Below are 22,482 nucleotides of genomic sequence, written 5' to 3'. Positions count from 1 at the left end.
GAGTGAGGACGGGGCGGACAGGGGGATCAGCCCTCCGCCGTCCGCTGCGTCCACGTCCAGGCGTACTGCAGCCAGTCCGCCACGGTCAGCGCGCCGAGGCCGCCGCAGACCAGGCGGGTGAGCCGGGGCGCCGCCACGTAGGAGCACACCAGCGTGCCGGCGGCCCAGGCGGAGACACAGAACGGGCAGGACAGCAGGTCGCCGACGGCCCGCCGCGGCCCTCGCCCGCGCGGCTCGTCCATGACCTCGTTCGCCGCGCCCTCGCCCGTGCGCCGCGTGAACGGCGCCCGCACGAAGCTGGTGACCTTGTCCCTGGCCAGCAGCCGGGACGCCTTGTAGGCGGCGGTGCCGAGCAGGACGACATCCCACGGCGGCACCCGCTCGGGCAGTTCTATGCCCCGGCGCCGGGCCGGCAGCGCGAAGGTTCCGGTGCCCGCCGCGAACACGCAGGCGAGGGCGGCGTAGCCGGCGAGCGGCACCTCGCCCCGGTCGTCGTAGCGTACGGCGTCCGTCGTCATGGGACCTCCAGCCGGTCGGGTCCGCCGAGGGCACGGACCGGGTTCCCGGCGGGTGCGGGGCGACACGGGGCGGATCCGGCATCCTCGGCCCGGCCGCGGCGCGACCGGCTCCCGCCCGCTGACGAGCCCCGCCCGCGCGGTCCGGATGGCGCAAGCGTGCCCGTCGGCGGGGGTGAAACGCCGTGCCGGTCCTTCGTGGGGCGGGGCGCTGGGGCGAGCATGCCGCGTCATGGACATCCTGCTCGTGGCCAGCGCTTTCAACAGTCTCTCCCAGCGCGTGTACGCCGAACTGTCCGACCGAGGACACCGCGTGGACGTCGTCCTGGCCTCGCACGGCGACGAACCGGTGCGGGCCGCCGTACGGGGATTCCGTCCGGACCTCGTCATCGCCCCGATGCTCACGACCGCCCTGCCCGAGGACGTGTGGCGGGAGCACACCTGCCTGATCGTGCATCCGGGGCCGCCCGGCGACCGGGGACCCTCCGCGCTGGACTGGGCCATCGCCGGACAGGTCCGGGAATGGGGCGTGACCGTGCTCCAGGCCGAGGCCGGCATGGACGCGGGCCCCGTCTGGGCGGCCGAGCGGTTCCCCGTGGCGCCGGTCGGCAAGAGCGACCTGTACCGCAACGAGGTCTCCGACGCCGCCGTCACCGCCATCCTCACGGCCGTGCGACGCCATGCGGAGGGCGCGTACAAGCCCCGCCCGCAGAGCGACCCGTCGATCGGCGTCGTCTGGCGGGACTCCTTCCGCCAGGAGCGGCGGCGCGTCGACTGGGAGCACGACGACACCGCCACGGTGCTGCGCAAGCTGCGCGGCGCCGACTCGCGGCCCGGCGTCCTCGACGAACTCGTCGGCCGGGAGCTCTTCCTGCACGGCGGTCACCCCGAGGACGAACTGCGCGGCCGGCCCGGCGACCTGCTGGCCCAGCGGTCGGGGGCGGTCTGCCGGGCCACCCGGGACGGCGCGGTCTGGATCCCGGAACTGCGTCCGCGCCGGAACTCCGGCGACCCGGCACCCTTCCGCCGCCCGGCGGCCGATGTCCTCGGCGCCGTTCGACTCCCGGAGATCCCCGCGCCGTTGGAACTTCCCGCGCACCGGCGCACGTACGCCGACATCCGCTACCGGCAGCACGGCGACGTCGGCCTGCTGAGCTTCTCCTTCCCGGGGGGCGCGATGAGCACCGGCCAGTGCCGCCGCCTCCTCGCCGCCTACGAGCACGCGCTCACCCGCCCCACCCGGGTCCTGGTGCTCGGCGGCGCCCGGGACTTCTTCTCCAACGGCATCCATCTGAACGTCATCGAGGCGGCGCCCGACCCCGCGCGGGAGTCCTGGGCCAACCTCAACGCCATGGACGACCTGGTGGAGGCGGTACTGCGGACCACCGACCGGCTGGTGGTGGCCGCACTGGCCGGCAACGCGGCCGCGGGCGGCGCGATGCTCGCCCTCGCCGCCGACCAGGTCTGGTGCCGCACCGGTACGGTCCTCAACCCGCACTACCGGCGCATGGGCCTGTACGGCTCCGAGTTCTGGACGTACACCCTGCCGCGCCGCGTCGGCCCGGACGAGGCCCGCCGGCTGACCGAGGAGGCGCTGCCGCAAAGCGCGGCGGCAGCCCGGCGGCTCGGGCTGGTGGACCGTCTCGTACCGGCCGCGCCGGGGGAGTTCGCCGCCGAGGTGGAACGGCTCGCGGCCGACCTCGCCGCCACTCCCGGCCTCCACCGCCGTATCGCCGCGAAGGCGTCCGCCCGCGCCGCCGACGAACGGCACCGGCCCCTCGCGGAGTACCGGCGGTCCGAACTCGCCCGCATGCACGCCCTGTTCTTCGACCCGCAGGCCCCGTACCACGCCCTGCGGGCGGCCTTCGTCCGCAAGACACCGCCGGGCTCGCCCCGGCCGTCGGCCGCACCCGCGGACGCGCATCGGCCCCCCGGGGCGCCCACCGGGCATCCCCCGCTCGCCGCCCCCGCCGCCCCCGCCGCCCCCGCCGCCCCCGCCGCCCCCGCCGGCTCGCCCGCCGCCCCCGCCGGAGCCTCCCGATGACCGCGCCCCTCCTCATCGCCGGGGTCGGCAACATCTTCCTCGCCGACGACGCCTTCGGGCCCGAGGTGATCCGTGCCCTCGACCGGCGCCCCCTGCCCCCCGGGGTGCGGGTGCGGGACTACGGCATCCGCGGTCTCGACCTCGCCTACGACCTGCTCGGCGGGTGCGGGACCGCTGTCCTGGTGGACGCCGCGCGGGGCGGGCACCGGCCCGGCACCCTGTCGCTGATCGAGGCCGAGCCCCCCGACGGCACCGTCCCGCCGGAGGCGCACGGCATGGACCCCGCGAAGGTGCTGGCCCTGGCCACCCACCTGGGCGAGGAGCCGTTGCCGCGCGTACTGGTCCTGGCCTGCGAGCCGGAGGTGGTGCCCCGCGGGGACGAGGACATCCTGCCGGGGCTCAGCGCGGCCGTGCGCGCCGCCGTCGGGCCCGCCGTCACCGCGCTGCACGCACTCGTCCCGCTGCTGCTGGCCGATCCGGGCGCACCGGCCGCCGCATTGGGCCGCTCGATGGAATCCGGCCCGGCGCACCCGGCTGCGCTGCCCGTCCACGCGGCCGGTACGGCAGAAGATCGGTGACACCCGGGCCGCGCGGGACGCGGCCCGGGGCCCAGCCGCCCGACCCGAGGAGCAGCGCCCATGTGCCGGTCCGACGTCCGACAGGCCGTCCTGGCGAAGAACGACGACCTCGCCGCGAGCCTGCGCGAGGAACTGGCCGGGCGGGGGGTGGCCATGGTCAACCTGCTGTCCAGCCCGGGGAGCGGCAAGACCGAACTCCTCGGCCGGATGCTCGCCGACGCGGTGGCGCGGGGGGTGCCCGTGGCCGCGCTCACCGCCGACCTCGCCACCGAGAACGACGCCACCCGGCTCGCCCGCTCCGGCGCCCCCGTCCAGCAGGTCCTCACCGACGGGCTGTGCCACCTGGAGGCCCGTCAGGTACGCGAACGGCTCACGGGCTGGCTGCCCGAGGACACCTCCGTGCTCTTCGTGGAGAACGTCGGCAACCTGGTCTGCCCCGCCTCGTACGACCTCGGCGAGACCCTGCGGATCGTGCTGATGGCGGTCACCGAGGGCGAGGACAAGCCGCTGAAGTACCCGACCGCGTTCGGCTCCGCCCATCTGGTGGTCGTCACCAAGACCGACCTCGCGCAGGCCGCCGGCTTCGACGAGACCGCGTTCCGCGCGAACGTGCAGCGGGTCAACCCGGGGGTGGAGATCGTACGGTCCTGCGCCCGCACCGGGGACGGCGTCGGCACCGTCCTCGACCATGCCCTCGCCGCCCGCGACGGCGCCCCCGCGCACCGGCCGCCCCTCGCGCCGCACCCGCACGGACACCACCACCACACCGCGTCCACGCCCGTCGCATGACCGCTCCCGCGACCGGCGCGGTCCGCCGCCGGGTCACCGTGCGCGGCACCGTCCAGGGGGTGGGCTTCCGTCCGTATGTGCACCGCCTGGCCGCCCGGTCGGGCCTGGCCGGGTTCGTCGGCAACACCGGCGACGGCGTGCTCATCGAGGTCGAGGGACCGGCGGACGAGGTGGACCGGTTCTGCGCGCTCCTGGCCCACCAGCCGCCGCCGCTGGCCACGGTGACCGGCGTCTCCCACGAGGACCTGCCCGCCACCGGCGCCGCCGGGCCGTTCACGATCCGCTCCACCGAGCGGGCGGCCGGCCGCGCCCAGCTCCCGCCCGACACCGCGACCTGCGCCGACTGCCTGCGCGAACTCGCCGAGCCGGGGGACCGCAGGCACCGGCACCCGTTCGTCACCTGCACCCACTGCGGCCCCCGCTTCACCATCGCCACCGGCATGCCGTACGACCGGGTGGCGACCACCATGGCCGGCTTCCCGATGTGCCCGGACTGCGCCCGGGAGTACGGCGATCCCGCCGACCGGCGCTTCCACGCCCAGCCCGTCGCCTGCCCCCGCTGCGGGCCCCGGCTCACCCTGACGGGACCCGGCGTGCGCCCGGCGCGGGACGCGGACGCCCTCGCGGCGGCCCGCGCACTGCTCGCCGCCGGACGGATCGTCGCCGTCAAGGGGCTCGGCGGCTACCACCTGGCCTGCGACGCCACCAGCCCCGAGGCCGTCGCCGCGCTCCGCGACCGCAAGGAGCGGGGCGGCAAGGCGTTCGCGGTGATGTGCGCCGACCTCACCGTCGTCGAGCGGCTCGCGGTCCTCACCGGCGCCGAGCGCGCCGCGCTGACCGCGCCCCGCCGCCCCATCGTGCTGGTGCGCCGCCGCGTCCCCGCCGCGGGCCCCGAACCGGCCGACCAGGTCTGTCCGGGCAGCCCGCACCTCGGGGTCATGCTGCCCTACACCCCCGTGCACACCCTGCTGTTCGGACTGCCCGGCGATCCGCCCGGACCCCAGGTGCTGGTCATGACCAGCGGCAACCGATCCGGCGAACCCATCGTCACCGACGACGCCGAGGCACTGACCCGGCTGGCCGGGCTCGCCGACGCCTGGCTCGCCCACGACCGGCCCATCGCCGCGCCCTGCGACGACTCCCTGCTGCGGGTACGCCCCGACGGCACCGAGCAGGTGCTGCGCCGCTCGCGCGGTTACGTGCCCCGCCCCCTGCGCCTGCCGGTCCCGGTGCGCCCCGCGCTGGCGGTCGGCGGCGACCTGAAGAACGCGCCCTGCCTCGGTGAGGGCGACCTGGCCTGGTTCGGGCCGCACATCGGTGACATGGGCGACCTGGCCACGCTGGACGCGGCCCGGCGGGCCGAGCGGCACCTGAGTCGCCTGACCAACGTCGAGCCCCGGCTGGTCGCCGCGGACCGGCATCCCGGGTACCACTCCACCGGCTGGGCCCGCAGGCGCGCGGGCACCGGGCTCCCGCTGCGGCTCGTCCAGCACCATCACGCCCACATCGCCTCCGCCATGGCCGAACACGGGCTCGACGGCACCACCCCGGTCATCGGCGTCGCCTTCGACGGCACCGGCTACGGGGACGACGGCACGGTGTGGGGCGGCGAGATCCTGCTCGCCGACTACACCGGCTACCGGCGCTTCGCCCACCTCACCCCCGCCCCGCTGCCCGGCGGCGACGCGGGCGTGGCCAACCCCTGCCGACTCGCCCTGGCCCGGCTGTGGGCCGCGGGCCTGCCCTGGGACCCGGACCTGCCCAGCGTCACCGCCTGCTCCCCGTCCGAACTGGCATTGCTGAGACAGCAGTTGGACCGGCAGGTGGCCTGCGTGCCCACCTCCAGCATGGGGCGGCTCTTCGACGCCGTCGCCTCCCTCGCCGGCGTGTGCCATCGCGCCGGATACGAGGCGCAGGCCGCGCTGGAACTGGAGGCCGCGGCGCTCGGGGCGGGGGACGCCGACGCGGTGGCGTACCCCTTCGGGCTCACCGGGGGCGCCACCCTCGCCTGCGACCCCGCGCCGATGCTGCGGGCCCTGCTCGCCGACCGGCGCCGCCGTACCCCGGCCCCGGTGCTCGCCGCCCGCTTCCACCGGGGCGTGGCCCGCGCCGTCACCGAGATCTGCCGCCGGGCCCGCGGCGCGACCGGACTGGACACGGTCGCCCTCACCGGCGGGGTGTTCGCCAACGCCCTGCTGGAGGAGAAGTGCTCCACCCTGCTGCGGGCCGACGGCTTCACGGTCCTGCGGCACGGCGAAGTCCCCCCGAACGACGGCGGGTTGGCGCTCGGCCAGCTCATGGTCGCGGCCACCGCACCCCACCACGAGACGGAGTGAGACATGTGTCTTGCAGTGCCCGGCAAGGTCGTGTCCATCGACCACCAGGCCGACCCCCTCACCGGCCTGATCGACTTCGGCGGTGTCCGCAAACAGGCCTGCCTGGAGTACCTGCCCGATGTGCGGGTCGGCGAGTACGTGATCGTGCACGTCGGCTTCGCGCTCCAGCGCCTCGACGAGGAGTCGGCTCGGGCCTCCCTGGAGCTGTTCGGCCAACTCGGCCTGCTGGAAGAAGAGTTCGGCGATGCGTGGGAACAGGCTGCGCGCCAGGAGAAGGAGAGTGAGGTCCGGTGAAGTACATCGAGGAGTTCAACGACCCCGAGCGGGCGCACCGGCTGTTGGACGAGATCCGCGCCACGGTCACCCGCCCCTGGGCCCTGATGGAGGTCTGCGGCGGCCAGACCCACTCCATCATCCGGCACGGCATCGACCAACTCCTGCCGGAGAAGGTCGAGTTGATTCACGGCCCCGGCTGTCCGGTGTGCGTCACCCCGCTGGAGGTCATCGACAAGGCCCTGGAGATCGCCGCCCGTCCGGGCGTCGTCTTCTGCTCTTTCGGGGACATGCTGCGGGTGCCCGGCACCGACCGGGACCTGTTCCGGGTCAAGAGCGAGGGCGGCGACGTACGCGTGGTCTACTCGCCGCTCGACGCGCTCGACCTCGCACGCAAGAACCCCGACCGGCAGGTGGTGTTCTTCGCCATCGGCTTCGAGACCACCGCCCCCGCCAACGCCATGGCCGTCCACCAGGCCCGCCGCCTGGGACTGGACAACTTCAGCCTGCTGGTCTCCCACGTCCGGGTCCCCCCGGCCATCGAGGCGATCATGACCGCGCCCGGCTGCCGGGTGCAGGGCTTCCTCGCCGCGGGGCACGTGTGCAGCGTGATGGGCACCGCCGAGTACCCGGACCTGGCCGAGAAGCACCGCGTGCCCGTCGTCGTCACCGGCTTCGAACCCCTCGACATCCTGGAGGGCGTCCGGCGCGCCGTGCGCCAACTGGAGCGCGGCGAGCACCGGGTGGAGAACGCCTACCCCAGGGCCGTGCGCGAGCAGGGCAACCCGGCCGCCCTCAGCATGATCGAGGAGGTCTTCGAGGTCGCCGACCGCAACTGGCGCGGCATCGGCCGCATCCCGGCCAGCGGCTGGCGGCTGACCGACGCCTTCCGCGCCTACGACGCCGAGCACCGCTTCGACGTCTCGGGCATCCGCACCGAGGAACCGGCCGTGTGCCGGGCCGGCGAGGTCCTCCAGGGCCTGATCAAGCCGACCGAGTGCGAGGCGTTCGGCACGGCCTGCACCCCGCGCACCCCGCTCGGCGCCACCATGGTCTCCACCGAGGGCGCCTGCGCCGCGTACTACCTCTACCGCCGCATGAACTCCCCGGCACCGCGCGGGTCCCGCATCCCGCAGGAGGAGATGAACCCCGTTGGCTGACCTCGCCACCCCCGACACCGCCGTCGACCCGGCGAACTGGACCTGCCCCGCCCCGCTGCGCGACCAGCCGGTCGTCGTCATGGGCCACGGCGGCGGCGGTGCCCTCTCCGCCGAGCTGGTCGAGCAGGTCTTCGCCCCGGCCTACGGCAACCCCACCCTCGCGGCCCTCACCGACTCCGCCGTCCTCGAACTCGGCGGCGCCCGGCTCGCCTTCTCCACCGACTCCCACGTCGTACGGCCGCTGTTCTTCCCCGGCGGCTGCCTCGGCGACCTCGCCGTCAACGGCACCGTCAACGACCTCGCGATGAGCGGCGCCCGGCCCGCCTACCTCTCCACCGCCTTCGTCCTGGAGGAGGGCGTGGAACTGGACGTCGTCGGGCGGATCGCCCGCGCGATCGGCGCCGCCGCCCAGGCCGCGGGCGTCACCGTGGCCACCGGCGACACCAAGGTGGTGGAGTGCGGGCACGGCGACGGCGTCTACGTCACCACCGCGGGTGTCGGCCTCGTCCCCGACGGGGTCGACATCCGCCCCCAGCGCGCCCGCCCCGGCGACGCGGTCATCGTCAGCGGCCCGATCGGCCGGCACGGCGTGGCCGTCATGAGCGTGCGCGAGGGGCTGGAGTTCGGCGTCGAGATCACCTCCGACACCGCGCCCCTGGCCGGCCTGGTCGCCGCCATGCTGGAGGTCACCAAGGACGTCCACGTGCTGCGCGACCCCACCCGGGGCGGACTCGGCGCCTCCCTGAACGAGATCGCGCGCGCCTCCGGCACCGGGGTACGGCTGCGCGACCGGGCCGTCCCGGTCCCCGACGAGGTCGCCAACGCCTGCGGCTTCCTGGGTCTCGACCCGCTGTACGTCGCCAACGAGGGCCGGCTCGTCGCCTTCGTGCCCCCGGAGCACGCCGAGGCGGTGCTCGCCGCGATGCACGCCCACCCGCAGGGCGTCGGCGCGGCGCTGATCGGCGAGTGCGTGGCGGACCACCCGGGCATGGTCGTCGTCGCCACCGGCCTCGGCGGTACCCGGGTCCTGGACCTGCCGCTGGGCGAGCAACTGCCCCGCATCTGCTGATCGGCCGCGGCACGCACAGGTCCGGCCCCCGCCGTCACCGGCGGGGGCCGGACCGCTACGTGTCGACGCCCGTGATCTCCAACTCCCGTCCGCTGCGCAGCTCCTGCGAGGGACGGTCGCACCGCGGGCACCAGAAGAACGGCGGCATGCCCACCGCGAACTCCTCGGCACACCCGCCGCACCAGGCCAGCGCGGGCACCGCCTCCACCACGAGCCGGGCACCCGCGAGCGGCGTGCCGTCGCGGGCCACCTCGAAGGCGAAGTCGAGCGCCTGCGGCACCACCCCGGACAGCTCGCCGACACGGACGGTCACCGCGGACACCCGGTCCGCGCCGTCCGCGCGGGCGATCCGCTCGGCCTGTTCCACGATCGCCGTCGCGATCGACAGTTCGTGCACGGCCCGCCTCAGGGGTAGCGCCGGTTCGCGCCCGGCCCGCCGGTCATCCGGAAGATCCGCAACTCCCGCATGATGCCCGGGATCTCCTTGATCACAAGGGCGGTGATCACGCCGCCGACCAGCGCGGCCTGGAGCAGCAGCAACTGCCGTCCGGACATCCCCGATCGGGCGCACCTTCTGCATCTGCAATCGCTCATGGCGGTCACTTTCCGTCCTCTCATCCGGGCGAGATGTTCGGCATGCCCTCGCCCAGGGCGTCATGCCGCTTCCAGTGGATACCGGTGGAGCGGCGCGCGTCGGAGCTGCCGTCCCGGTGGTGTCCGGTCTGCTCCTGGTAGGGGCCCTTGTTGCCCTGGTGCAGCCCGGGAACGTGACTCGGCGTGTCGGGCTTCGCCTGGGGGCGGCCCACTCGGATGGTGCCCATGTCCGTCTCCTTCCAGGTCCTACGACCGTTCGGTCAGGTCCCTGAAGAACTGTTCTACGGCCGGCCAGACCCGCCCGCCACCGGAGAGGCCCCGCCACTCGCGGCGGACCAGCGCCGTCATCCGGAAACAGTCGTCGACCGGCACGATCCAGTGCTCCGACAGGCCCCGCACGGTGTTGATCAGCAGTGCCTCCACGTCCGGGGCCATGGACGCCAGCCGCGGGACCTCGGCGGCCAGCCGCCGCCAGGCGGCCGCGTCCACCTCCCAGCGCATCGCGCCGGCCGGGCTCGGCCCCTGCGCGGTGACCGTGCCGTCGGAGCGGGGCACGAAGAACACCAGCCCCACCGGGACGTCCAGCACCCCCGTGTCGAGGGGTGCGAGCCGCACCCGGCGCCGGGGCACCAGCCGATAGCGGCCCTCGCCCGCCGCGCCGTCCGCGAACAGCACCGAGCAGGGGTGGCACACACAGCGCACCTCGGCGGCCCCGGTGTCGTACAGATGCGGGTGCTCGTCCGCCACCCGGGCCGCGCACAGCTCGCAGACCTCGGCCCCGGAGGTGGCCGCGCGGTCGGCGGCGGAGCGGATGACCCGGGCGAGTGCCCCGTCCACGCTCACCCCGCCCCCTGCGGCACGTACCGGCGCTTGACCGTGCCCAGCGGGACGAACGCGGGGGCCGCCTTGCGCTCCTCGCCGCCCGGCACGATCTCCACGTCCGTCAGCTCCGGGGCGACGGCCAGCACGGCCTCCCGGACCGCTTCCGCGATGTCCGCGGACCCGCCACCGCAGCCGCCGCCGCAGCCGCCCGAGGAACCGGAGTCGAGCCGCACCCGCGCGACCTCGCCCTCGATCCCGGCCCACTCCAGGTCGCCGCCGCGCTCCCGCACCGCGGGCCGCAGCCGTTCCACCGCGCGGGCGGCCCGGTCGGCCGGGGACTGCGGGTGGACCCCGTGCAGCACCATGAGGTGCCCGACCAGCTCGTCGGCGGAGAGCCGTGCCCCGAGCCGCTCGTCCACGCCGTCCAGGACCCGGGCGAGGGCCTCGCCGTAGACCTCGGTCAGCAGCCGCACCGCCTCCAGGGCCGGGCCGGGCGTGTTCTCCAGCCCGGCCAGCACCTCGTCCAGCCGCGCGAGCCGGGCCTCCACCGCCGGGTCCGTGAGACGCCCGGCCGGTTCAGCCATGGTCGGCCCCGTACGTCGGCGAGTGCACGGTGGTCAGGGTCTTGCCCTTGCCCATGTACATGTGCACCCCGCAGGGCAGACAGGGGTCGAAACTGCGCACCGTGCGCATGATGTCGACGCCCTTGAAGTCGTCGGGGCCGTTCTCCTCGAAGACCGGCTGGCCCTGCACCGCGTCCTCGTAGGGACCGGGCGTGCCGTAGATGTCGCGGGGGCTGGCGTTCCAGGGGGTCGGCGGGTACGGGTGGTAGTTGGCGATCTTCTTGTCCCGGATCACCAGGTGGTGCGAGAGGACCCCGCGCACCGCCTCGTGGAAGCCGCAGCCGATCGCCTCGTCCGGCACCTCGAAGTTCTCGAAGACCTTGGTCTCGCCGCTCTGCAGCATCCCCATGGCCTCCTCCAGGAACTGCAGGGCCATGGCGGCGGCGTAGGCGATGAAGTACGGCCGGGCGCGGTCGCGTTCGAGGGTGTTGCTCCACTTCGGGATGCGCCACTCCAGGGTGGTCTCCGGCAGCTTCTCGCCCTTGGGCAGGGTGATGCGGACACCGCCCCCGGTCGCCTTCACGTAGGGCGTGTCCACCAGGCCGCTCAGCGCGGTCGACCAGAGCCGGGCGAGCGGGCCGCCGCCGGTGTCCAGGGCCAGGTGCTCACCGGTGTCCGGGTGGTACCAGCGCGGGCTCATGACCCAGCTGTAGTTGCCCTCGAAGTCCCGTTTCTGCGGCACCGGGACCGTCGTCTGGTTCCACGGGTGGCGCATGTCGACGGGGTTGCCGAGCGGGTCGTGGGTGACGAACGGGTCCTCGTTCACCCAGTCCTCGTAGAAGGAGCTGCCCAGCATGATGCGCAGCCCGAGGTTGATGTCGATCAGGTTGTTGGTGACCAGCTTGCCGTCCACGATGACGCCCGGGGTGACGTACATCGCCTTGCCCCACTCGTTCATGGTGGCGTAGCGGTAGTCGACCACGTCCGGGTCCTGGAACGCGCCCCAGCAGCCCAGCAGGATACGGCGCTTGCCGACCTCCTCGTAGCCCGGCAACGCCTCGTAGAAGAAGTCGAAGACGTCGTCGTTCATCGCCACCGCCTTCTTCACGAAGTCGATGACGCGCATCAGCCGGCTGAGGTAGTCGGTGAAGACGCTCGGCTGGGGCATCGTGCCGACGCCGCCCGGGTAGAGCGTGGAGGGGTGCACATGGCGCCCCTCCATCAGGCAGAACATCTCCCGGGTGATCCGGCTGACCTTCAGCGCCTCCTTGTAGACCTCGCCCTCGAAGGGGTTGAAGGCCTTCATGATCTCGGCGATGGTGCGGTAGCCGTGCACGTGGCCGCGGGGCGCGTCGGTGCGCTCGGCGCGGGCCAGCACACCGGGGTTGGTGGCCTTGACCATCGCCTCGCAGAAGTCCACGAAGACCAGGTTGTCCTGGAAGATCGTGTGGTCGAAGATGTACTCCGCCGCCTCGCCCAGGTTGGTGATGTGCTCGGCCAGCTTCGGCGGTTTGACGCCGTAGGCCATCTGCTGGGCGTAGTTGGAGCAGGTGGTGTGGTTGTCGCCGCAGATGCCGCAGATCCGTGAGGTGATGAACCCGGCGTCGCGCGGGTCCTTGCCCTTCATGAACACCGAGTAGCCGCGGAACAGCGACGAGGTGCTGTGGCACTCCACGACCTCACGGTTGGCGAAGTCGATCTTCGTGTAGATACCGAGGTTGCCGATGATCCGGGTGATCGGATCCCAGGACATGTCCACGAGCTGAGCGGGTTTGCGTCCTGAGGTCCGCGCGTCGGTGGTGGTCATCTGCGTTACTGTCCCTCGCTGTTCGGGTCGGGCGGGGCGGATGGCGGAGCGGGCGCGGGGTGAGGGGGGGGCGGCCTCACGCGCGCCAGTGGGGGTTGTAGCCGCTGGTCAGCTTCTGCTTGTTGTGCCGCCAGCGGGGCTCGTGGTTCACCATGTCGTTGGTCAGCCCGCGCAGCCGCCGGATGACCGCCCCGTACGGCTTGATCACCATCGACGACAGCGTGCCGCCCGGGGGTTCGTCCATGAACGGCATGAAGGCGTCGGGGAAGCTCGGCATGGTGCAGCCGATGCAGATGCCGCCGACGTTCGGGCAGCCGCCGATGCCGGACATCCAGCCCCGCTTGGGCACGTTGCAGTTGACGACCGGCCCCCAACAGCCGACCTTCACCTGGCACTTGGGGGAGTTGTAGTCCTTGGCGAAGTCGGCCTGCTCGTAGTACGCGGCCCGGTCGCAGCCCTCGTGCACGGTCTTGCCGAACAGCCACTGCGGCCGCAGCATGTGGTCCAGCGGTGGTGGGGGCGCGGTGCCGGCGGCGTGCTGGAGCACCCACACCAGGGTCTCCATGAAGTTCTCCGGCTGGATGGGACAGCCGGGCACGTTGACCACCGGCAGCCCCGAGCGCGCCTTGAACTCCCAGCCCAGGTAGTCCGCGAGGCCCATGCAGCCGGTCGGGTTGCCGGCCATGGCGTGGATGCCGCCGAACGTGGCGCAGGTGCCGGCCGCGACCACCGCCCAGGCCCGGGGCGCGAGTTGGTCGATCCACCAGTTGAGGGTCTGCGGCTCGCCGGTCTCCGGGTCGTTGCCGAACGACGTCCAGTAGCCGTCGCCCTCGATGATGTTCTGGTTCGGGATCGAGCCCTCGATCACCAGGATGAACGGCTCCAGTTCGCCGCGGGCCGCCTTGCGGTAGGGGGCCAGGAAGTCCTCGCCGCCCAGGCTCGGGGAGAGGACCTTGTTGACCAGGTTCACCCTCGGCAGGCCCGGGATGAGGCCGAGCACCACGTCCTCGATGGACGGCTGCCCGGCCGCGGTCAGCGACACGGTGTCGCCGTCGCAGCTCATGCCCTCGGAGATCCAGAGGATGGTGATCTCGTCGAAGCCCTCGCGGGCGTCGGCACGGGCCTCGGTGGTACCGCTCTGTGTGGTCATCTCTGCGGCCTCCGTCGCAGTCGGTCGTGGTCCCGGCCGGGGGCGGCCGGGGAGCCCGTGGTTGCGAGGGGTTCGACCTCGTCGGGCCGGAAGTAGTGGAAACGGCCGTACCAGCCGTGCAGTTCGGCCGCCGGATCGTCGTCCACGGTCACGGCGAGCCGTACGCCGCCGTCCACGTCGTGGAAGACTCCGGCGACGGTGGCGGACCGCCCCGCCAGGAACATGTCCTGGGCGTCGGCGCCGCGCAGGTGCGGCCGCAGGAGCACCGGGCTGCCGGCGCCGACGGGGACCCCGGCCACCAGGACGGTGTCGGTCGTCGGCGACAGCCCTTCGTCCCCGTCTTCCCGCCACCAGGCGGGGCGTTCGGGGGAACGGGCCCCGGGCCCGCCCCCCGGCGCCGTCTCCGAGGGGCCCGCCGGCGTCCTGCCCGAGGGGCCCGCCGGTGCCAGCGAGCGGATCGCGCCGTGCAGGCGTTCGTAGACCTCGCGGGGCATGGTGTCGACCCGGTCGATGATCCGCGCGGCCCGGGGGTCGGTCGCCCGCGCCTCCGCCTTCTCCTCGTCGGTCAGCAGCATCGTGCGCAGCGTCAGGATCTCGTCGATCTCCGCCGCGTCGTGCAGATCGCCCGGACTCTCCGGCGCCACCTGGGGATGGTCGGAGAGGATGATCGGCGCCGAGAGCATCACCGGGCCGGTCCCGCCGTCGCCGCCCGCCGCCCGCGGGGGCGCGCCGCCGAGGACGGGGAACGTGAACGCGTTGCGGCAGTCGCGCGCCTGCTCGGCCAGCCCGCTCGGCGGATCGATCAGCGAGACGAACTCCACGCCCTCGCCGCCGACGAGTGTGTGCGTGGCGATCAGCGCGTCGCGCAGCGCCTCGTTCCGGGAGGCCTCCGGGTCGCCCGGCGCGCCCGTGTTCTCGGTGCGCACCCGCAGCCGGTACAGGCCCGGCGCGAGTGGCTCGGCGGCGACCGTCGTCGTGGCCCGCAGCTCCCGGTGACGCCGCACGATCCGGCCCCCGTTCGCCGGCAGCGGCTCGTCCTCGGCCCCGCCGGGCGCGCCGACCGCGACGCTGCGGTCGCCGTCCAGGAGGTCCGCGAGCGGCACGGTCAGCCCGGCCTCTCGCGCGATCGCCTCGTCGAAGGAGAGGTGCGTGGTGCCGTCGGCCGTGCGCAGGGACTCCACGGGGGTCCCGTCCGCGGCCTCCACCTGCTTGTGCTGCATCTGGAGGTACCGCACCCGCAGCCGTACGACCGCGTCGTCCCGCAGGGCGCGCACCAGGCACTCGGTCCGCTGGTACCAGGAGTCCGCGGAGCCGGAGACACCGGGCGCCACCGGACCGTCGCGTTCCACCCAGGTCCGGGGCAGCAGCACCCCGAACTGCCAGCGGACGCGGTTCTTGGCGGAGGACCGGCGGTACGGGTAGAGCAGATAGCCCTCGTACAGCACGGCGTCCGCCACGGCGCCCAACTGCTCGAAGGCGGCCCGCGCGTGCTCGGCGCCGGCACCGTCCCTGAGCAGGGGCCCGCGCACGCCGACCTGGTCCGGCATCCCGCCTCCTCGTCACTGCCGCGCCCGGGCCGTCCTGGCGCACCCGGGATTCCTTCCACCACGGTCACACTCGTCACGGCTCCTCGCCCCTCCGGCGCACCCGCATTGGGCCGGTCAGGCGACCCGTCTGTTCGAGGGCGCCGCACGCACGGACCGGACCGCCGTGCGGGGCCCGCGTGGACGAAGGGACAAGAGGGGCGCCAAGTCCCTTTGTACAAGCCCGAGTTGGGGCGCCTCCGGGCGCGCCGGCGGCTAGAATCGGAGGCCGTGGGGGTTGTCGGACAAGGGGGAGTCGTCATGTCCGGAGGTTTCGGGGGGCCCGAGGGCCCGAGAGATGCCGGGGGACCGGCCGGTCCCTGGGGCTCCCAAGGGCGCGGGGGGTCCGGAACCCCGGGGGGAGCCGGGGGTCCCGGTGGGCCCGGCGGAACCGGAGGGCCGTGGGCGTACGGTCCCGGGCAGGGCTTCGGCGTGCCGCCCATGCCCGCGAGTCCGCCGCCCGCGCCCCCGGACGCCGGGCGGGCCGTCGCCGTCGCCCTGCTCAACCTCAGCGGACTCGGCCTCGGCTACGCCCTCGCGCGCCGTCGGCTGCTCATGGCCGCCTGCTGGGTGGCGACCGCGATCCTGCTGGTCATCGCCCTGCCCGCCGATGCCGACGGCGTCCCCGGCGCGCTGCTCGCCGGCTACGCCGTCCTCCTGCTGCTGGCCGCCGCCCACGGCGCGTACATCGGACTGCGCACCCGCCTCCTGTGGCCCGGCCGCGCGCCCCTCGCGCTGCTGCTGGGCCTGGTGCTGCTCGCGGTACCGGCGGGTGGCGCGCTCTGGTACCGGGACGCGCGGGACGAGGCCGTGCAGCAGGCGCTCCTGGACCGCCTGGCGAGCGCCGACCACCTGGTCGCGGCGGACGCGGGCAAGTCCTTCGGCACCGCCGAGCCGGACTACCGCCAGGTCCTCGGGGTCTACCGCGACCTCGTCGTCCACCACCCCGGCTCCCGCGCCGCCCGCAAGGTCCCCGCCAGCCTGCGCACCTACTACTCCAAGGTCGCCGCGCCCTACGACGGTCGGGACTACTGCACCGCCGTGGCCCCGCTGACCTATCTGCGCACGGTGCCCGGCGAACTGCCGAAGGCCACTGTCGGCACGCTGGCCGACTGGCCCGACGACCGGCTCGCGACCTCGCTGTACGAGTGCGGGTCGCAGGGCCTGGCCTCGGGCGACCAGGACTGGGGCACACGCTTCGGCGACCTGATGAAGATCTTCCCGCACTCCCCGCAGACGGACAAGGTGGTTCCGGCCGTCGACGCGGCCGTGAAGAAGGCGCAGAAGGACGTCGGCGGCTCCGGGTCCTGCGCGGCCGTCGAGGAGTTGAAGCGGCTCGACACCAGGATCGGTGACCTGACGAGCTCCGCGGGCGACATCGACGGGGGGCTCGCGTCCGCCGCGTCCCGGGCCCGGCGCAGCGGCTCCGACGGCGCGTACGACTGCGGGGTCCAGGAGTACAGGAGCGGCGACTTCACCGGCGCCCAGCAGACCATGGACGACTTCGTCGCCGCGCACCCGCACCACAGGAACCGGGCGCGCGCCCAGAAGATCGCCATCGCCGCCGAGGTCGCCCAGACCATTCCGGCGGCCGGCAAGAAGCTGCCCACCACCGCCTCCGGCGGCAGCATCTCGGTCACGGTGAAGAACGACAGCCCGGACGACGTCACCGTGCTGTACACCGGACCGGTCACCGGCAGCTTCACCCTGAAGGCCTGCGGCAGTTGCCGCTCCTACCTGCTCGCCGACACGCTGATGTCCACCTTCAAGCCCTGCGGCGGCGGCAAGGACTACCCGCAGCGCACCATCCAACTCCCGGTCGGCACCACGTACTTCGTGCACAAGCCGAACCGCGGTCAGGTGACGACCGCGGGCTCCGACACGGCCAGGCTGCGCTCCGGGTACATCTACACCGAGTGCGCGTACATCACCCAGGGCTTCGGCTCGGGGACCTGACCGGCGTCGCCGCCGGTCAGGCCGGGCGGAGGAATCAGTCCTCGCGGCCGCCCCGGCGGCGCACGGCCACCAGTACGCCCGTGCCGGCGAGCACGGCCGCGGCCGCGGCGCCCGCGAGGGGCAGCGCGGGTCCCGCGCCGGTGCTCGCCAGGCTGCCACCGGTGGTACCGGTGCCGCCGGTGGAGAGATCACCGGTGGTGCCGGTGCCGGTGCCGGTGCCGGTCGTGGAGCCGGTGGTGCCGCCCGTCGTGGTGGAACCGCCGCTCGTGCCCTTGCCGGTGCCCCCCGTGGACGTCGTCGAGCCGGTGCCGCCGGTCGAGCCGCCGCCCGTGGTGCCGCCGCCCCCGGTCGAGCCGCCGCCCGTGGTGTTCGTGCCGTCGGTGACGTCGAGGGTGATCCGGGCAGTGTCGTTCGCCTTGTCGTGGTCGAACGGCCGGGGCTCCGAGCCGAGTTCCGCGTAACCCCGGGCGCCGGGCACCGACTTGTCGATCTTCACCTTGAAGGTGTAGGTCTTCGCGGCCTGCTCCTTCACCCAGGGCGCGCCGGTGCCGCACGCGTAGGACTCGGCCCCGGTGTTCGTGCACAGCGCGTCGGGCCTGACCGCCGAGGTGCCCTCGGGCAGCGTGACCAGCACGTGGGCCGCACGCTGCCCCGGCTGCGGCAGTACCCAGGCGGGCCCCGCGTTGGCGAACTTCACCCGCAGCGTGACGGTGTCCCCGACCGCGCCCTTCAACTGCGCGCCGGTCACCTGGAAGTCGGCCGAGTTGTCCGCGGTCACCGGGACGTCCGCGGTCCCGGCGGCGCCGGCCGGCGGCGGCGTCCCGCCGGTCCGCTCGACCAGCTTCAGCGCGGTGGCCGTACCGCGCACCGGCGCGGAGGCGCCGTCACCGGGGGTCGGCGCCGCGGAGTCGACCGTCACCTGGATCCGGTCGTACAGGGCGCGGTCCAGGGCCTTCAGGGTCAGCGGACGCTCCGGGGCGTAGACGACACCGGGCTGCACCGGCTGGTCGAACTCGCACACCACCTGGGCGCGGGCCGGCTCCTCGTCGGTCGAACCGACCGTGTAGCGCAGGCAGTTGGACGGGATCCCGGTCTGGCTCAGACCGCGGGTGACGGAGTACGAGAGCCAGACCTTGTCGAGCGCCGCGGTACCCGTGTCGGTGAGGGCGGGCGACAGTTGCAGCTCGCTGCCCGGCTTCACTCTGTCGAACGGGGCGATGGTGCCCAGCGCCAGGCCGGTCGCGGGGTCGTCGGCGGCCGCGGCCGGCGCGGCGCACAGCGCGATCAGGGCAACGGCGCCGAACGCGCCCGCGGTCTGGCGCATCGCACGGGGGCCGGGAGAGCTGAAGGGCATGGAATCCTCTGACTGGAGCGACGGTGGCAGACGAACTTTCGGAGGGAGAACGGAAGTTCCCCTCTCTGTGAGACGTCTGTGCCGACGGAACGGTTGTACGAGAGATCGCTCCGGTTCCGCCGCTCGCCCCGCCCCTCGTCCGCGCACCGCGCGTCCGCCTGGGCCGGCAGGTCAGGCCATGGCCGTCCGGACGGTGCGCTCCACCAGGGAGACGCCGTCGCCCATGGAGGCGCTGCCGTCGGAGAGGACGGCGACGAGACGGCGGTGACCGCCGAGGGTGACCTCGCCGATGCTGTTGACGTCCCACAGGCCCGTGGTGGTGCGCTCCAGCCAGCCGTTCTTCAGCCGGGTGCCGGCGGAGTTCACCGCCGAGACGCCCCAGGCCTGCTCGGGCAGGACCTCGCCCATGAGGGTGCGGACGTAGGCGCGGGATTCGGGGGTGAGGGGGCCGGCGGCGCTGTCGTCGAAGACCGCGCGCAGCAGCCGTATCTGGTCGCTCGCGGTGGTCCGGGTCAGCCCCCACCTGCCGCCGGGGCCGCCCGTGGTCGACGTCAGCCCCAGGCGCTCGTTGGCCGCCGCGAGGCCGGGGGCCCGCCCGATCTCCTTCCACAGGGCGTCCGCCGAGGCGTTGTCGCTGCGCCGGATCATCGGCTCGGCGTGGCCGCGCTCCTCGTCGGTCAGGGCGCGGTGCTCGTCCTGTGCCTTGAGCAGCACCGCGGCGAGGATGTCGACCTTGACGATGCTGGCGGTGTCGTACGCCCGGTCCTCGCCCCGGACCACGGGAACGCCGCCGTCCGCGTCGAGGTCGAGGACGGCCACGGTGGCGTGCGGATCGGGAACCGGGGCCGGTGCCGGGGGCTTCGGCGCCTTCGAGGGCTGCGGCCGCGGAGCCGGCGAGGTCGGCTTCGGCTTCGGGGCGGGCGTGGCGGCCGTCGCCGCCGGGATGCCGGCGGTGAGCAGGGCGGTCACCGAGGCCAGAAGGACGCCGGCCGTGCGGCGGGGGTGCGAGGACATGGCTCCCGAACGTAGACAAAACCCGCCCGTCGCGAAGTGGCTGCCATCACTCCGAACCCCGTTTCGCCCGAATTGTGAGAAGAGCCACCGGTGGACGCCATGCGCGTGTACGGCCGTCAGTGCGGCGGCGTGTACACGCGGTCCGGCCGCCGTCCTCGCATATCGTCGCCCGGACACCGACATCCGGAGTGATGATGGAAAAAACGGATGAACTGGTTGCTCTGGGGGAGGGTGCGGCGGTCGTCCCCGCCCCTCCGCGTCCGCCCGTGCGCCGCGCCCGGCCCTGGCCGCTCGGCGCGGCCGTCCTGCTCACGGCGGGGGCGACGGCCGTCCTCCTCCTCGGCGGTACACGGTGGCTGGACCAGCCCGCCGTGGGGGCCTGGCGCACCGTCTGCCTGGCCGTCACCGTGCAGGCGCTCCCGTTCCTCGTCCTCGGCACCGTGCTGTCCGGCGCGATCAACGCCTTCGTGCCCGCCGACCTGTTCACCCGGGTGCTGCCGAAGCGGGCCGTGTTCGCCGTGCCGGTCGCGGGCGTCGCCGGCGCGGTGCTGCCGGGCTGCGAGTGCGCCTCCGTGCCGGTCGCCAACAGCCTGATCCGCCGGGGCGTCACGCCGGCCGCCGCCTTCGCCTTCCTGCTGTCCGCGCCCGCCGTCAACCCGGTCGTGCTCACCGCCACCGCCGTCGCCTTCCCGGGCAACCCCGCGATGATCGCCGCCCGCCTCCTCGCCTCCCTCGGCACGGCGGCCGTGATGGGCTGGCTGTGGCTCTGGCGGGGCGACGAGAAGTGGCTGCGCCCGGCGCTGCGCCACCGGCACACCGGACACGCGCACGGCCACAGCCGCCGACAGGAGTTCCGGCTCGCTTTCCAGCACGACTTCCTCCAGGCCGGCGGCTTCCTCGTGCTCGGCGCGATGGCGGCGGCCACCTTCGACGTCGCCGTGCCGCGCGCGGTCCTCGACGCCTTCTCCGGCACGCCCTGGCTGTCGGTGCTCTTCCTGGCCGGCCTCGCGGTCCTGCTGGCGGTCTGCTCGGAGGCCGACGCGTTCGTCGCCGCCTCGCTGACCGGGTTCTCGCCGACCGCCCGGCTCGCGTTCATGGTGGTCGGGCCCATGGTCGACCTGAAGCTGATCGCCCTCCAGGCGGGCACGTTCGGCCGGGCCTTCGCCTGGCGGTTCTGTACGGCGACCACGGTGGTGGCCGTCGCCGCCAGCGCCCTGATCGGAGGGGCCCTGCTGTGAGACGCGTCGCCCCGTCCCTGCTGCTGAAGCTGACCGGGATCGGCCTGCTGCACATCACCCTCTTCGACGACACGTACCTGCGCTACGTCAAGTCCGGGCTGCGCCCCGCGCTCATCGCCTCGGGCGTCGTCCTCCTGCTGCTGGGGATCGCGGCGGCGTTCTCCCGGGCCGGGCACGAGGGGCACGCGCACGACGGCCACGACCACTCCGGCACCCCCAAGATCGCCTGGCTGCTCGTCCTCCCCGCGCTGAGCCTCCTGCTCTTCGCCCCGCCGGCCCTCGGCGCGTACACCGCCGCCCGTTCCGGGTCCAAGCCGGTCGCCGTGCAGAAGAAGGGCTTCGACCCGCTGCCCGCCACCTCTCCGCTGCCGCTGACCCTCACGGACTTCACCAAGCGCGTCCAGCAGGACCGCAGCCGCGCCATCCTGGGCCGCAGCGTCCGCCTGACCGGCTTCGTCACACCCGACGCGGCAAGCGACGGCTGGTACCTGACCCGCATCATCTTCACCTGCTGCGCCGCCGACTCCCAGACCGTGAAGATCCACGTCCACGGTTCCGAGTCGCCCCCGGCCGACACCTGGCTCGCGGTCACCGGCACCTGGCATCCCGCGGGCACCCTCGGCACGAGATCCGCACGGGCCGCGCTCGACGCCCAGCAGGTGACACCGATCGCCCAGCCGGTCAACGCCTTCACCGACGACCTCCCGATCACCCCGGGATGACCCGTCCGCTCAGCCGAACAGGCCGCGCACCCGGATCGTCTCGACCCGGCGCCATGTGCCGCCGGGCAGCAGCAGCCACTGGTTGCCCGGTCCGTGGCCGCGCCAGTGGCCGGCGCCGGGGGTGGCGTGGGCGGTGCGGCGGCGTGAATCGCGGCGTGCGGGAAGCGATGCCCCGCAGTCGCGGCCGTTACGAGGCTGTGCGGCCTTCGCCTTGCCGTTCTTCCTGGTCTGCTTGCCCATCCCTGCCTCACCTCCCGAATCCTCCCGGTACCCCTTAGGGCAGCATGCACCGCTCCGGCGCCCGGCGGCAGGGCCGAACGGACGCTCTTTTCTGGCGGGGCGGCGGCGGGTCGCGCAGCGTGGAGGGCAGGGGGGCAACAGCCGTGGCCGGCAACGCCGCCGCAGAGAGGTGGGACAGATGGACCAGGACGTCGCCAAGCCCCGGATCGTGGTCGGTGTCGACGGCTCGCCGTCCTCCTTCGAGGCGGTGCGCTGGGCCGTGCGTTACGCCGGGCTCGTCGGCGGCGCGGTGGAGGCCGTCGCGGCCTGGGAGGTGCCGCTGTACGGCTGGTCCGCGCCCGCGGTGGACATGTACATCGACGAGGAGGCGACCCGCGAGCAGATGGCGCAGGAGCTGGCGGAAGTGCTCGGTGCGGAGGCGGCCGCCACGGTGCGCACCCGGGTGGCCCACGGCAACCCCGCCGAGATCCTGCTCCGGGCCGCCGAGGGCGCCGAGGTCCTGGTCGTGGGCAGCCGGGGGCGGGGCGGCTTCGCGCGCGTCATGCTCGGCTCCGTCAGCCAGCGGGTGGCCGCGCACGCCGCGTGCCCGGTGGTGATCGTCCGCCCCGAGGAGACCTGAGGCCACGCCGCGGCCCCCGTGAACCGGTCCCCGCCCGGCGGCCGGATCGGCCGGGA

The 22,482-nt window shown here is 74.1% G+C and carries 23 protein-coding genes; 11 read left to right on the top strand and 12 right to left on the bottom strand.

Annotation, left to right across the window (positions count from 1 at the left end; genetic code table 11):
• Positions 1 to 26: 26 nt before the first annotated feature.
• Entirely contained in the window at positions 27 to 518 is a 492-nt protein-coding gene (locus ACWDD7_RS26925; protein ID WP_450459299.1) for a DUF1360 domain-containing protein, read from the bottom strand.
• 229 nt (positions 519 to 747) lie between these two features.
• Between ACWDD7_RS26925 and ACWDD7_RS26920 the strand changes: the two genes are divergently transcribed.
• From ACWDD7_RS26920 to hypE, 7 genes are read left to right on the top strand one after another with little or no spacing between them, the layout of a single operon-like run.
• Positions 748 to 2,559: a hydrogenase maturation protein gene (locus tag ACWDD7_RS26920; protein ID WP_450459297.1), complete on the top strand. Its 1,812-nt coding sequence runs from the start codon at positions 748 to 750 to the stop codon at positions 2,557 to 2,559.
• A complete protein-coding gene (locus tag ACWDD7_RS26915) occupies positions 2,556 to 3,137 on the top strand; it encodes a hydrogenase maturation protease (RefSeq protein WP_450459296.1) in 582 nt (193 codons plus the stop codon). The genes ACWDD7_RS26920 and ACWDD7_RS26915 overlap by 4 nt, the downstream gene beginning before the upstream one ends.
• 60 nt (positions 3,138 to 3,197) lie before the next feature.
• Positions 3,198 to 3,926, top strand: coding sequence for a hydrogenase nickel incorporation protein HypB (gene hypB, locus ACWDD7_RS26910; RefSeq protein ID WP_450459295.1), 729 nt, complete (start codon positions 3,198 to 3,200; stop codon positions 3,924 to 3,926).
• A complete protein-coding gene (gene hypF, locus ACWDD7_RS26905) occupies positions 3,923 to 6,262 on the top strand; it encodes a carbamoyltransferase HypF (protein WP_450459294.1) in 2,340 nt (779 codons plus the stop codon). The genes hypB and hypF overlap by 4 nt, the downstream gene beginning before the upstream one ends.
• A gap of 3 nt (positions 6,263 to 6,265) precedes the next feature.
• Positions 6,266 to 6,556, top strand: a complete 291-nt coding sequence (locus ACWDD7_RS26900; RefSeq protein ID WP_450459293.1) for a HypC/HybG/HupF family hydrogenase formation chaperone — start codon at positions 6,266 to 6,268, stop codon at positions 6,554 to 6,556.
• Positions 6,553 to 7,695 carry a hydrogenase formation protein HypD gene (gene hypD / locus ACWDD7_RS26895; RefSeq protein ID WP_450459291.1) on the top strand — a complete coding sequence of 381 codons (1,143 nt, stop codon included), beginning with the start codon at positions 6,553 to 6,555 and terminating at the stop codon, positions 7,693 to 7,695. Before ACWDD7_RS26900 ends, hypD begins: the two co-directional genes overlap by 4 nt.
• Entirely contained in the window at positions 7,688 to 8,764 is a 1,077-nt protein-coding gene (hypE, locus tag ACWDD7_RS26890; RefSeq protein WP_450459289.1) for a hydrogenase expression/formation protein HypE, read from the top strand. The genes hypD and hypE overlap by 8 nt, the downstream gene beginning before the upstream one ends.
• A gap of 55 nt (positions 8,765 to 8,819) precedes the next feature.
• Here the strand turns inward: hypE and hypA are convergent, their stop codons facing one another.
• The 8 genes from hypA to ACWDD7_RS26850 form a co-directional block, all read right to left on the bottom strand.
• Positions 8,820 to 9,161 (bottom strand): hydrogenase maturation nickel metallochaperone HypA, encoded by a 342-nt coding sequence (gene hypA / locus ACWDD7_RS26885; protein ID WP_351873552.1) that lies wholly within the window; start codon positions 9,159 to 9,161, stop codon positions 8,820 to 8,822.
• Positions 9,162 to 9,169: 8 nt separating this feature from the next.
• Entirely contained in the window at positions 9,170 to 9,319 is a 150-nt protein-coding gene (locus ACWDD7_RS26880; protein ID WP_450459288.1) for a hypothetical protein, read from the bottom strand.
• Between the two features lie 59 nt (positions 9,320 to 9,378).
• A complete protein-coding gene (locus ACWDD7_RS26875; RefSeq protein WP_351873546.1) occupies positions 9,379 to 9,585 on the bottom strand; it encodes a hypothetical protein in 207 nt (68 codons plus the stop codon).
• 19 nt (positions 9,586 to 9,604) lie between these two features.
• Positions 9,605 to 10,201 carry a DUF5947 family protein gene (locus ACWDD7_RS26870; RefSeq protein WP_450459287.1) on the bottom strand — a complete coding sequence of 199 codons (597 nt, stop codon included), beginning with the start codon at positions 10,199 to 10,201 and terminating at the stop codon, positions 9,605 to 9,607.
• Positions 10,198 to 10,764 carry a NifU family protein gene (locus ACWDD7_RS26865; RefSeq protein WP_450459285.1) on the bottom strand — a complete coding sequence of 189 codons (567 nt, stop codon included), beginning with the start codon at positions 10,762 to 10,764 and terminating at the stop codon, positions 10,198 to 10,200. Before ACWDD7_RS26865 ends, ACWDD7_RS26870 begins: the two co-directional genes overlap by 4 nt.
• Entirely contained in the window at positions 10,757 to 12,550 is a 1,794-nt protein-coding gene (locus ACWDD7_RS26860) for a nickel-dependent hydrogenase large subunit (protein ID WP_450459284.1), read from the bottom strand. The genes ACWDD7_RS26865 and ACWDD7_RS26860 overlap by 8 nt, the downstream gene beginning before the upstream one ends.
• A 76-nt stretch (positions 12,551 to 12,626) precedes the next feature.
• Entirely contained in the window at positions 12,627 to 13,700 is a 1,074-nt protein-coding gene (locus ACWDD7_RS26855; RefSeq protein ID WP_351873535.1) for an NADH-quinone oxidoreductase subunit B family protein, read from the bottom strand.
• Positions 13,697 to 15,247 carry a hypothetical protein gene (locus ACWDD7_RS26850; RefSeq protein ID WP_450459283.1) on the bottom strand — a complete coding sequence of 517 codons (1,551 nt, stop codon included), beginning with the start codon at positions 15,245 to 15,247 and terminating at the stop codon, positions 13,697 to 13,699. The genes ACWDD7_RS26855 and ACWDD7_RS26850 overlap by 4 nt, the downstream gene beginning before the upstream one ends.
• 477 nt (positions 15,248 to 15,724) lie before the next feature.
• On the opposite strand from ACWDD7_RS26850, the gene ACWDD7_RS26845 reads away from it, so the two are divergent.
• Positions 15,725 to 17,239, top strand: coding sequence for a hypothetical protein (locus ACWDD7_RS26845; protein WP_450459281.1), 1,515 nt, complete (start codon positions 15,725 to 15,727; stop codon positions 17,237 to 17,239).
• A gap of 34 nt (positions 17,240 to 17,273) precedes the next feature.
• On the opposite strand, the gene ACWDD7_RS26840 is transcribed toward ACWDD7_RS26845, so the two are convergent.
• Both ACWDD7_RS26840 and ACWDD7_RS26835 read right to left on the bottom strand, forming a co-directional pair.
• On the bottom strand, positions 17,274 to 18,593 hold the full coding sequence (locus ACWDD7_RS26840; RefSeq protein ID WP_450459279.1) for a hypothetical protein: 1,320 nt from the start codon (positions 18,591 to 18,593) through the stop codon (positions 17,274 to 17,276).
• Positions 18,594 to 18,764: 171 nt separating this feature from the next.
• Positions 18,765 to 19,607 carry a serine hydrolase gene (locus tag ACWDD7_RS26835; RefSeq protein ID WP_450459278.1) on the bottom strand — a complete coding sequence of 281 codons (843 nt, stop codon included), beginning with the start codon at positions 19,605 to 19,607 and terminating at the stop codon, positions 18,765 to 18,767.
• A 194-nt stretch (positions 19,608 to 19,801) separates the two neighbouring features.
• Between ACWDD7_RS26835 and ACWDD7_RS26830 the strand changes: the two genes are divergently transcribed.
• Both ACWDD7_RS26830 and ACWDD7_RS26825 read left to right on the top strand, forming a co-directional pair.
• Positions 19,802 to 20,845, top strand: coding sequence for a permease (locus ACWDD7_RS26830; protein WP_450459276.1), 1,044 nt, complete (start codon positions 19,802 to 19,804; stop codon positions 20,843 to 20,845).
• Positions 20,842 to 21,567 (top strand): TIGR03943 family putative permease subunit, encoded by a 726-nt coding sequence (locus ACWDD7_RS26825; RefSeq protein WP_450459275.1) that lies wholly within the window; start codon positions 20,842 to 20,844, stop codon positions 21,565 to 21,567. The genes ACWDD7_RS26830 and ACWDD7_RS26825 overlap by 4 nt, the downstream gene beginning before the upstream one ends.
• Before the next feature lie 9 nt (positions 21,568 to 21,576).
• On the opposite strand, the gene ACWDD7_RS26820 is transcribed toward ACWDD7_RS26825, so the two are convergent.
• The gene (locus tag ACWDD7_RS26820; protein WP_450459273.1) at positions 21,577 to 21,807 is read right to left on the bottom strand and encodes a hypothetical protein; all 231 of its coding nucleotides are present in this window, start codon (positions 21,805 to 21,807) and stop codon (positions 21,577 to 21,579) included.
• A gap of 178 nt (positions 21,808 to 21,985) precedes the next feature.
• Here ACWDD7_RS26820 and ACWDD7_RS26815 point away from each other — a divergent pair, with 178 nt between their 5' ends.
• Positions 21,986 to 22,426, top strand: a complete 441-nt coding sequence (locus ACWDD7_RS26815) for a universal stress protein (RefSeq protein ID WP_450459271.1) — start codon at positions 21,986 to 21,988, stop codon at positions 22,424 to 22,426.
• Positions 22,427 to 22,482: the final 56 nt, after the last annotated feature.

This window comes from Streptomyces sp. NPDC001056 (assembly GCF_053598955.1).
Note: the sequence above shows the minus strand (reverse complement) of the source record. Positions and strands in the feature narration are given on the sequence as shown.

Excerpts from the sequence above, each read along its gene's own strand:
- ACWDD7_RS26925 (WP_450459299.1), bottom strand. The coding sequence starts at position 518 with ATGACGACGGACGCCGTACGCTACGACGACCGGGGCGAGGTGCCGCTC.
- ACWDD7_RS26920 (WP_450459297.1), top strand. The coding sequence starts at position 748 with ATGGACATCCTGCTCGTGGCCAGCGCTTTCAACAGTCTCTCCCAGCGC.
- ACWDD7_RS26915 (WP_450459296.1), top strand. The coding sequence starts at position 2,556 with ATGACCGCGCCCCTCCTCATCGCCGGGGTCGGCAACATCTTCCTCGCC.
- hypB (WP_450459295.1), top strand. The coding sequence starts at position 3,198 with ATGTGCCGGTCCGACGTCCGACAGGCCGTCCTGGCGAAGAACGACGAC.
- hypF (WP_450459294.1), top strand. The coding sequence starts at position 3,923 with ATGACCGCTCCCGCGACCGGCGCGGTCCGCCGCCGGGTCACCGTGCGC.
- ACWDD7_RS26900 (WP_450459293.1), top strand. The coding sequence starts at position 6,266 with ATGTGTCTTGCAGTGCCCGGCAAGGTCGTGTCCATCGACCACCAGGCC.
- ACWDD7_RS26880 (WP_450459288.1), bottom strand. The coding sequence starts at position 9,319 with ATGTCCGGACGGCAGTTGCTGCTGCTCCAGGCCGCGCTGGTCGGCGGC.
- ACWDD7_RS26875 (WP_351873546.1), bottom strand. The coding sequence starts at position 9,585 with ATGGGCACCATCCGAGTGGGCCGCCCCCAGGCGAAGCCCGACACGCCG.
- ACWDD7_RS26865 (WP_450459285.1), bottom strand. The coding sequence starts at position 10,764 with ATGGCTGAACCGGCCGGGCGTCTCACGGACCCGGCGGTGGAGGCCCGG.
- ACWDD7_RS26860 (WP_450459284.1), bottom strand. The coding sequence starts at position 12,550 with ATGACCACCACCGACGCGCGGACCTCAGGACGCAAACCCGCTCAGCTC.
- ACWDD7_RS26855 (WP_351873535.1), bottom strand. The coding sequence starts at position 13,700 with ATGACCACACAGAGCGGTACCACCGAGGCCCGTGCCGACGCCCGCGAG.
- ACWDD7_RS26850 (WP_450459283.1), bottom strand. The coding sequence starts at position 15,247 with ATGCCGGACCAGGTCGGCGTGCGCGGGCCCCTGCTCAGGGACGGTGCC.
- ACWDD7_RS26845 (WP_450459281.1), top strand. The coding sequence starts at position 15,725 with ATGCCCGCGAGTCCGCCGCCCGCGCCCCCGGACGCCGGGCGGGCCGTC.
- ACWDD7_RS26840 (WP_450459279.1), bottom strand. The coding sequence starts at position 18,593 with ATGCCCTTCAGCTCTCCCGGCCCCCGTGCGATGCGCCAGACCGCGGGC.
- ACWDD7_RS26835 (WP_450459278.1), bottom strand. The coding sequence starts at position 19,607 with ATGTCCTCGCACCCCCGCCGCACGGCCGGCGTCCTTCTGGCCTCGGTG.
- ACWDD7_RS26830 (WP_450459276.1), top strand. The coding sequence starts at position 19,802 with ATGGAAAAAACGGATGAACTGGTTGCTCTGGGGGAGGGTGCGGCGGTC.
- ACWDD7_RS26820 (WP_450459273.1), bottom strand. The coding sequence starts at position 21,807 with ATGGGCAAGCAGACCAGGAAGAACGGCAAGGCGAAGGCCGCACAGCCT.
- ACWDD7_RS26815 (WP_450459271.1), top strand. The coding sequence starts at position 21,986 with ATGGACCAGGACGTCGCCAAGCCCCGGATCGTGGTCGGTGTCGACGGC.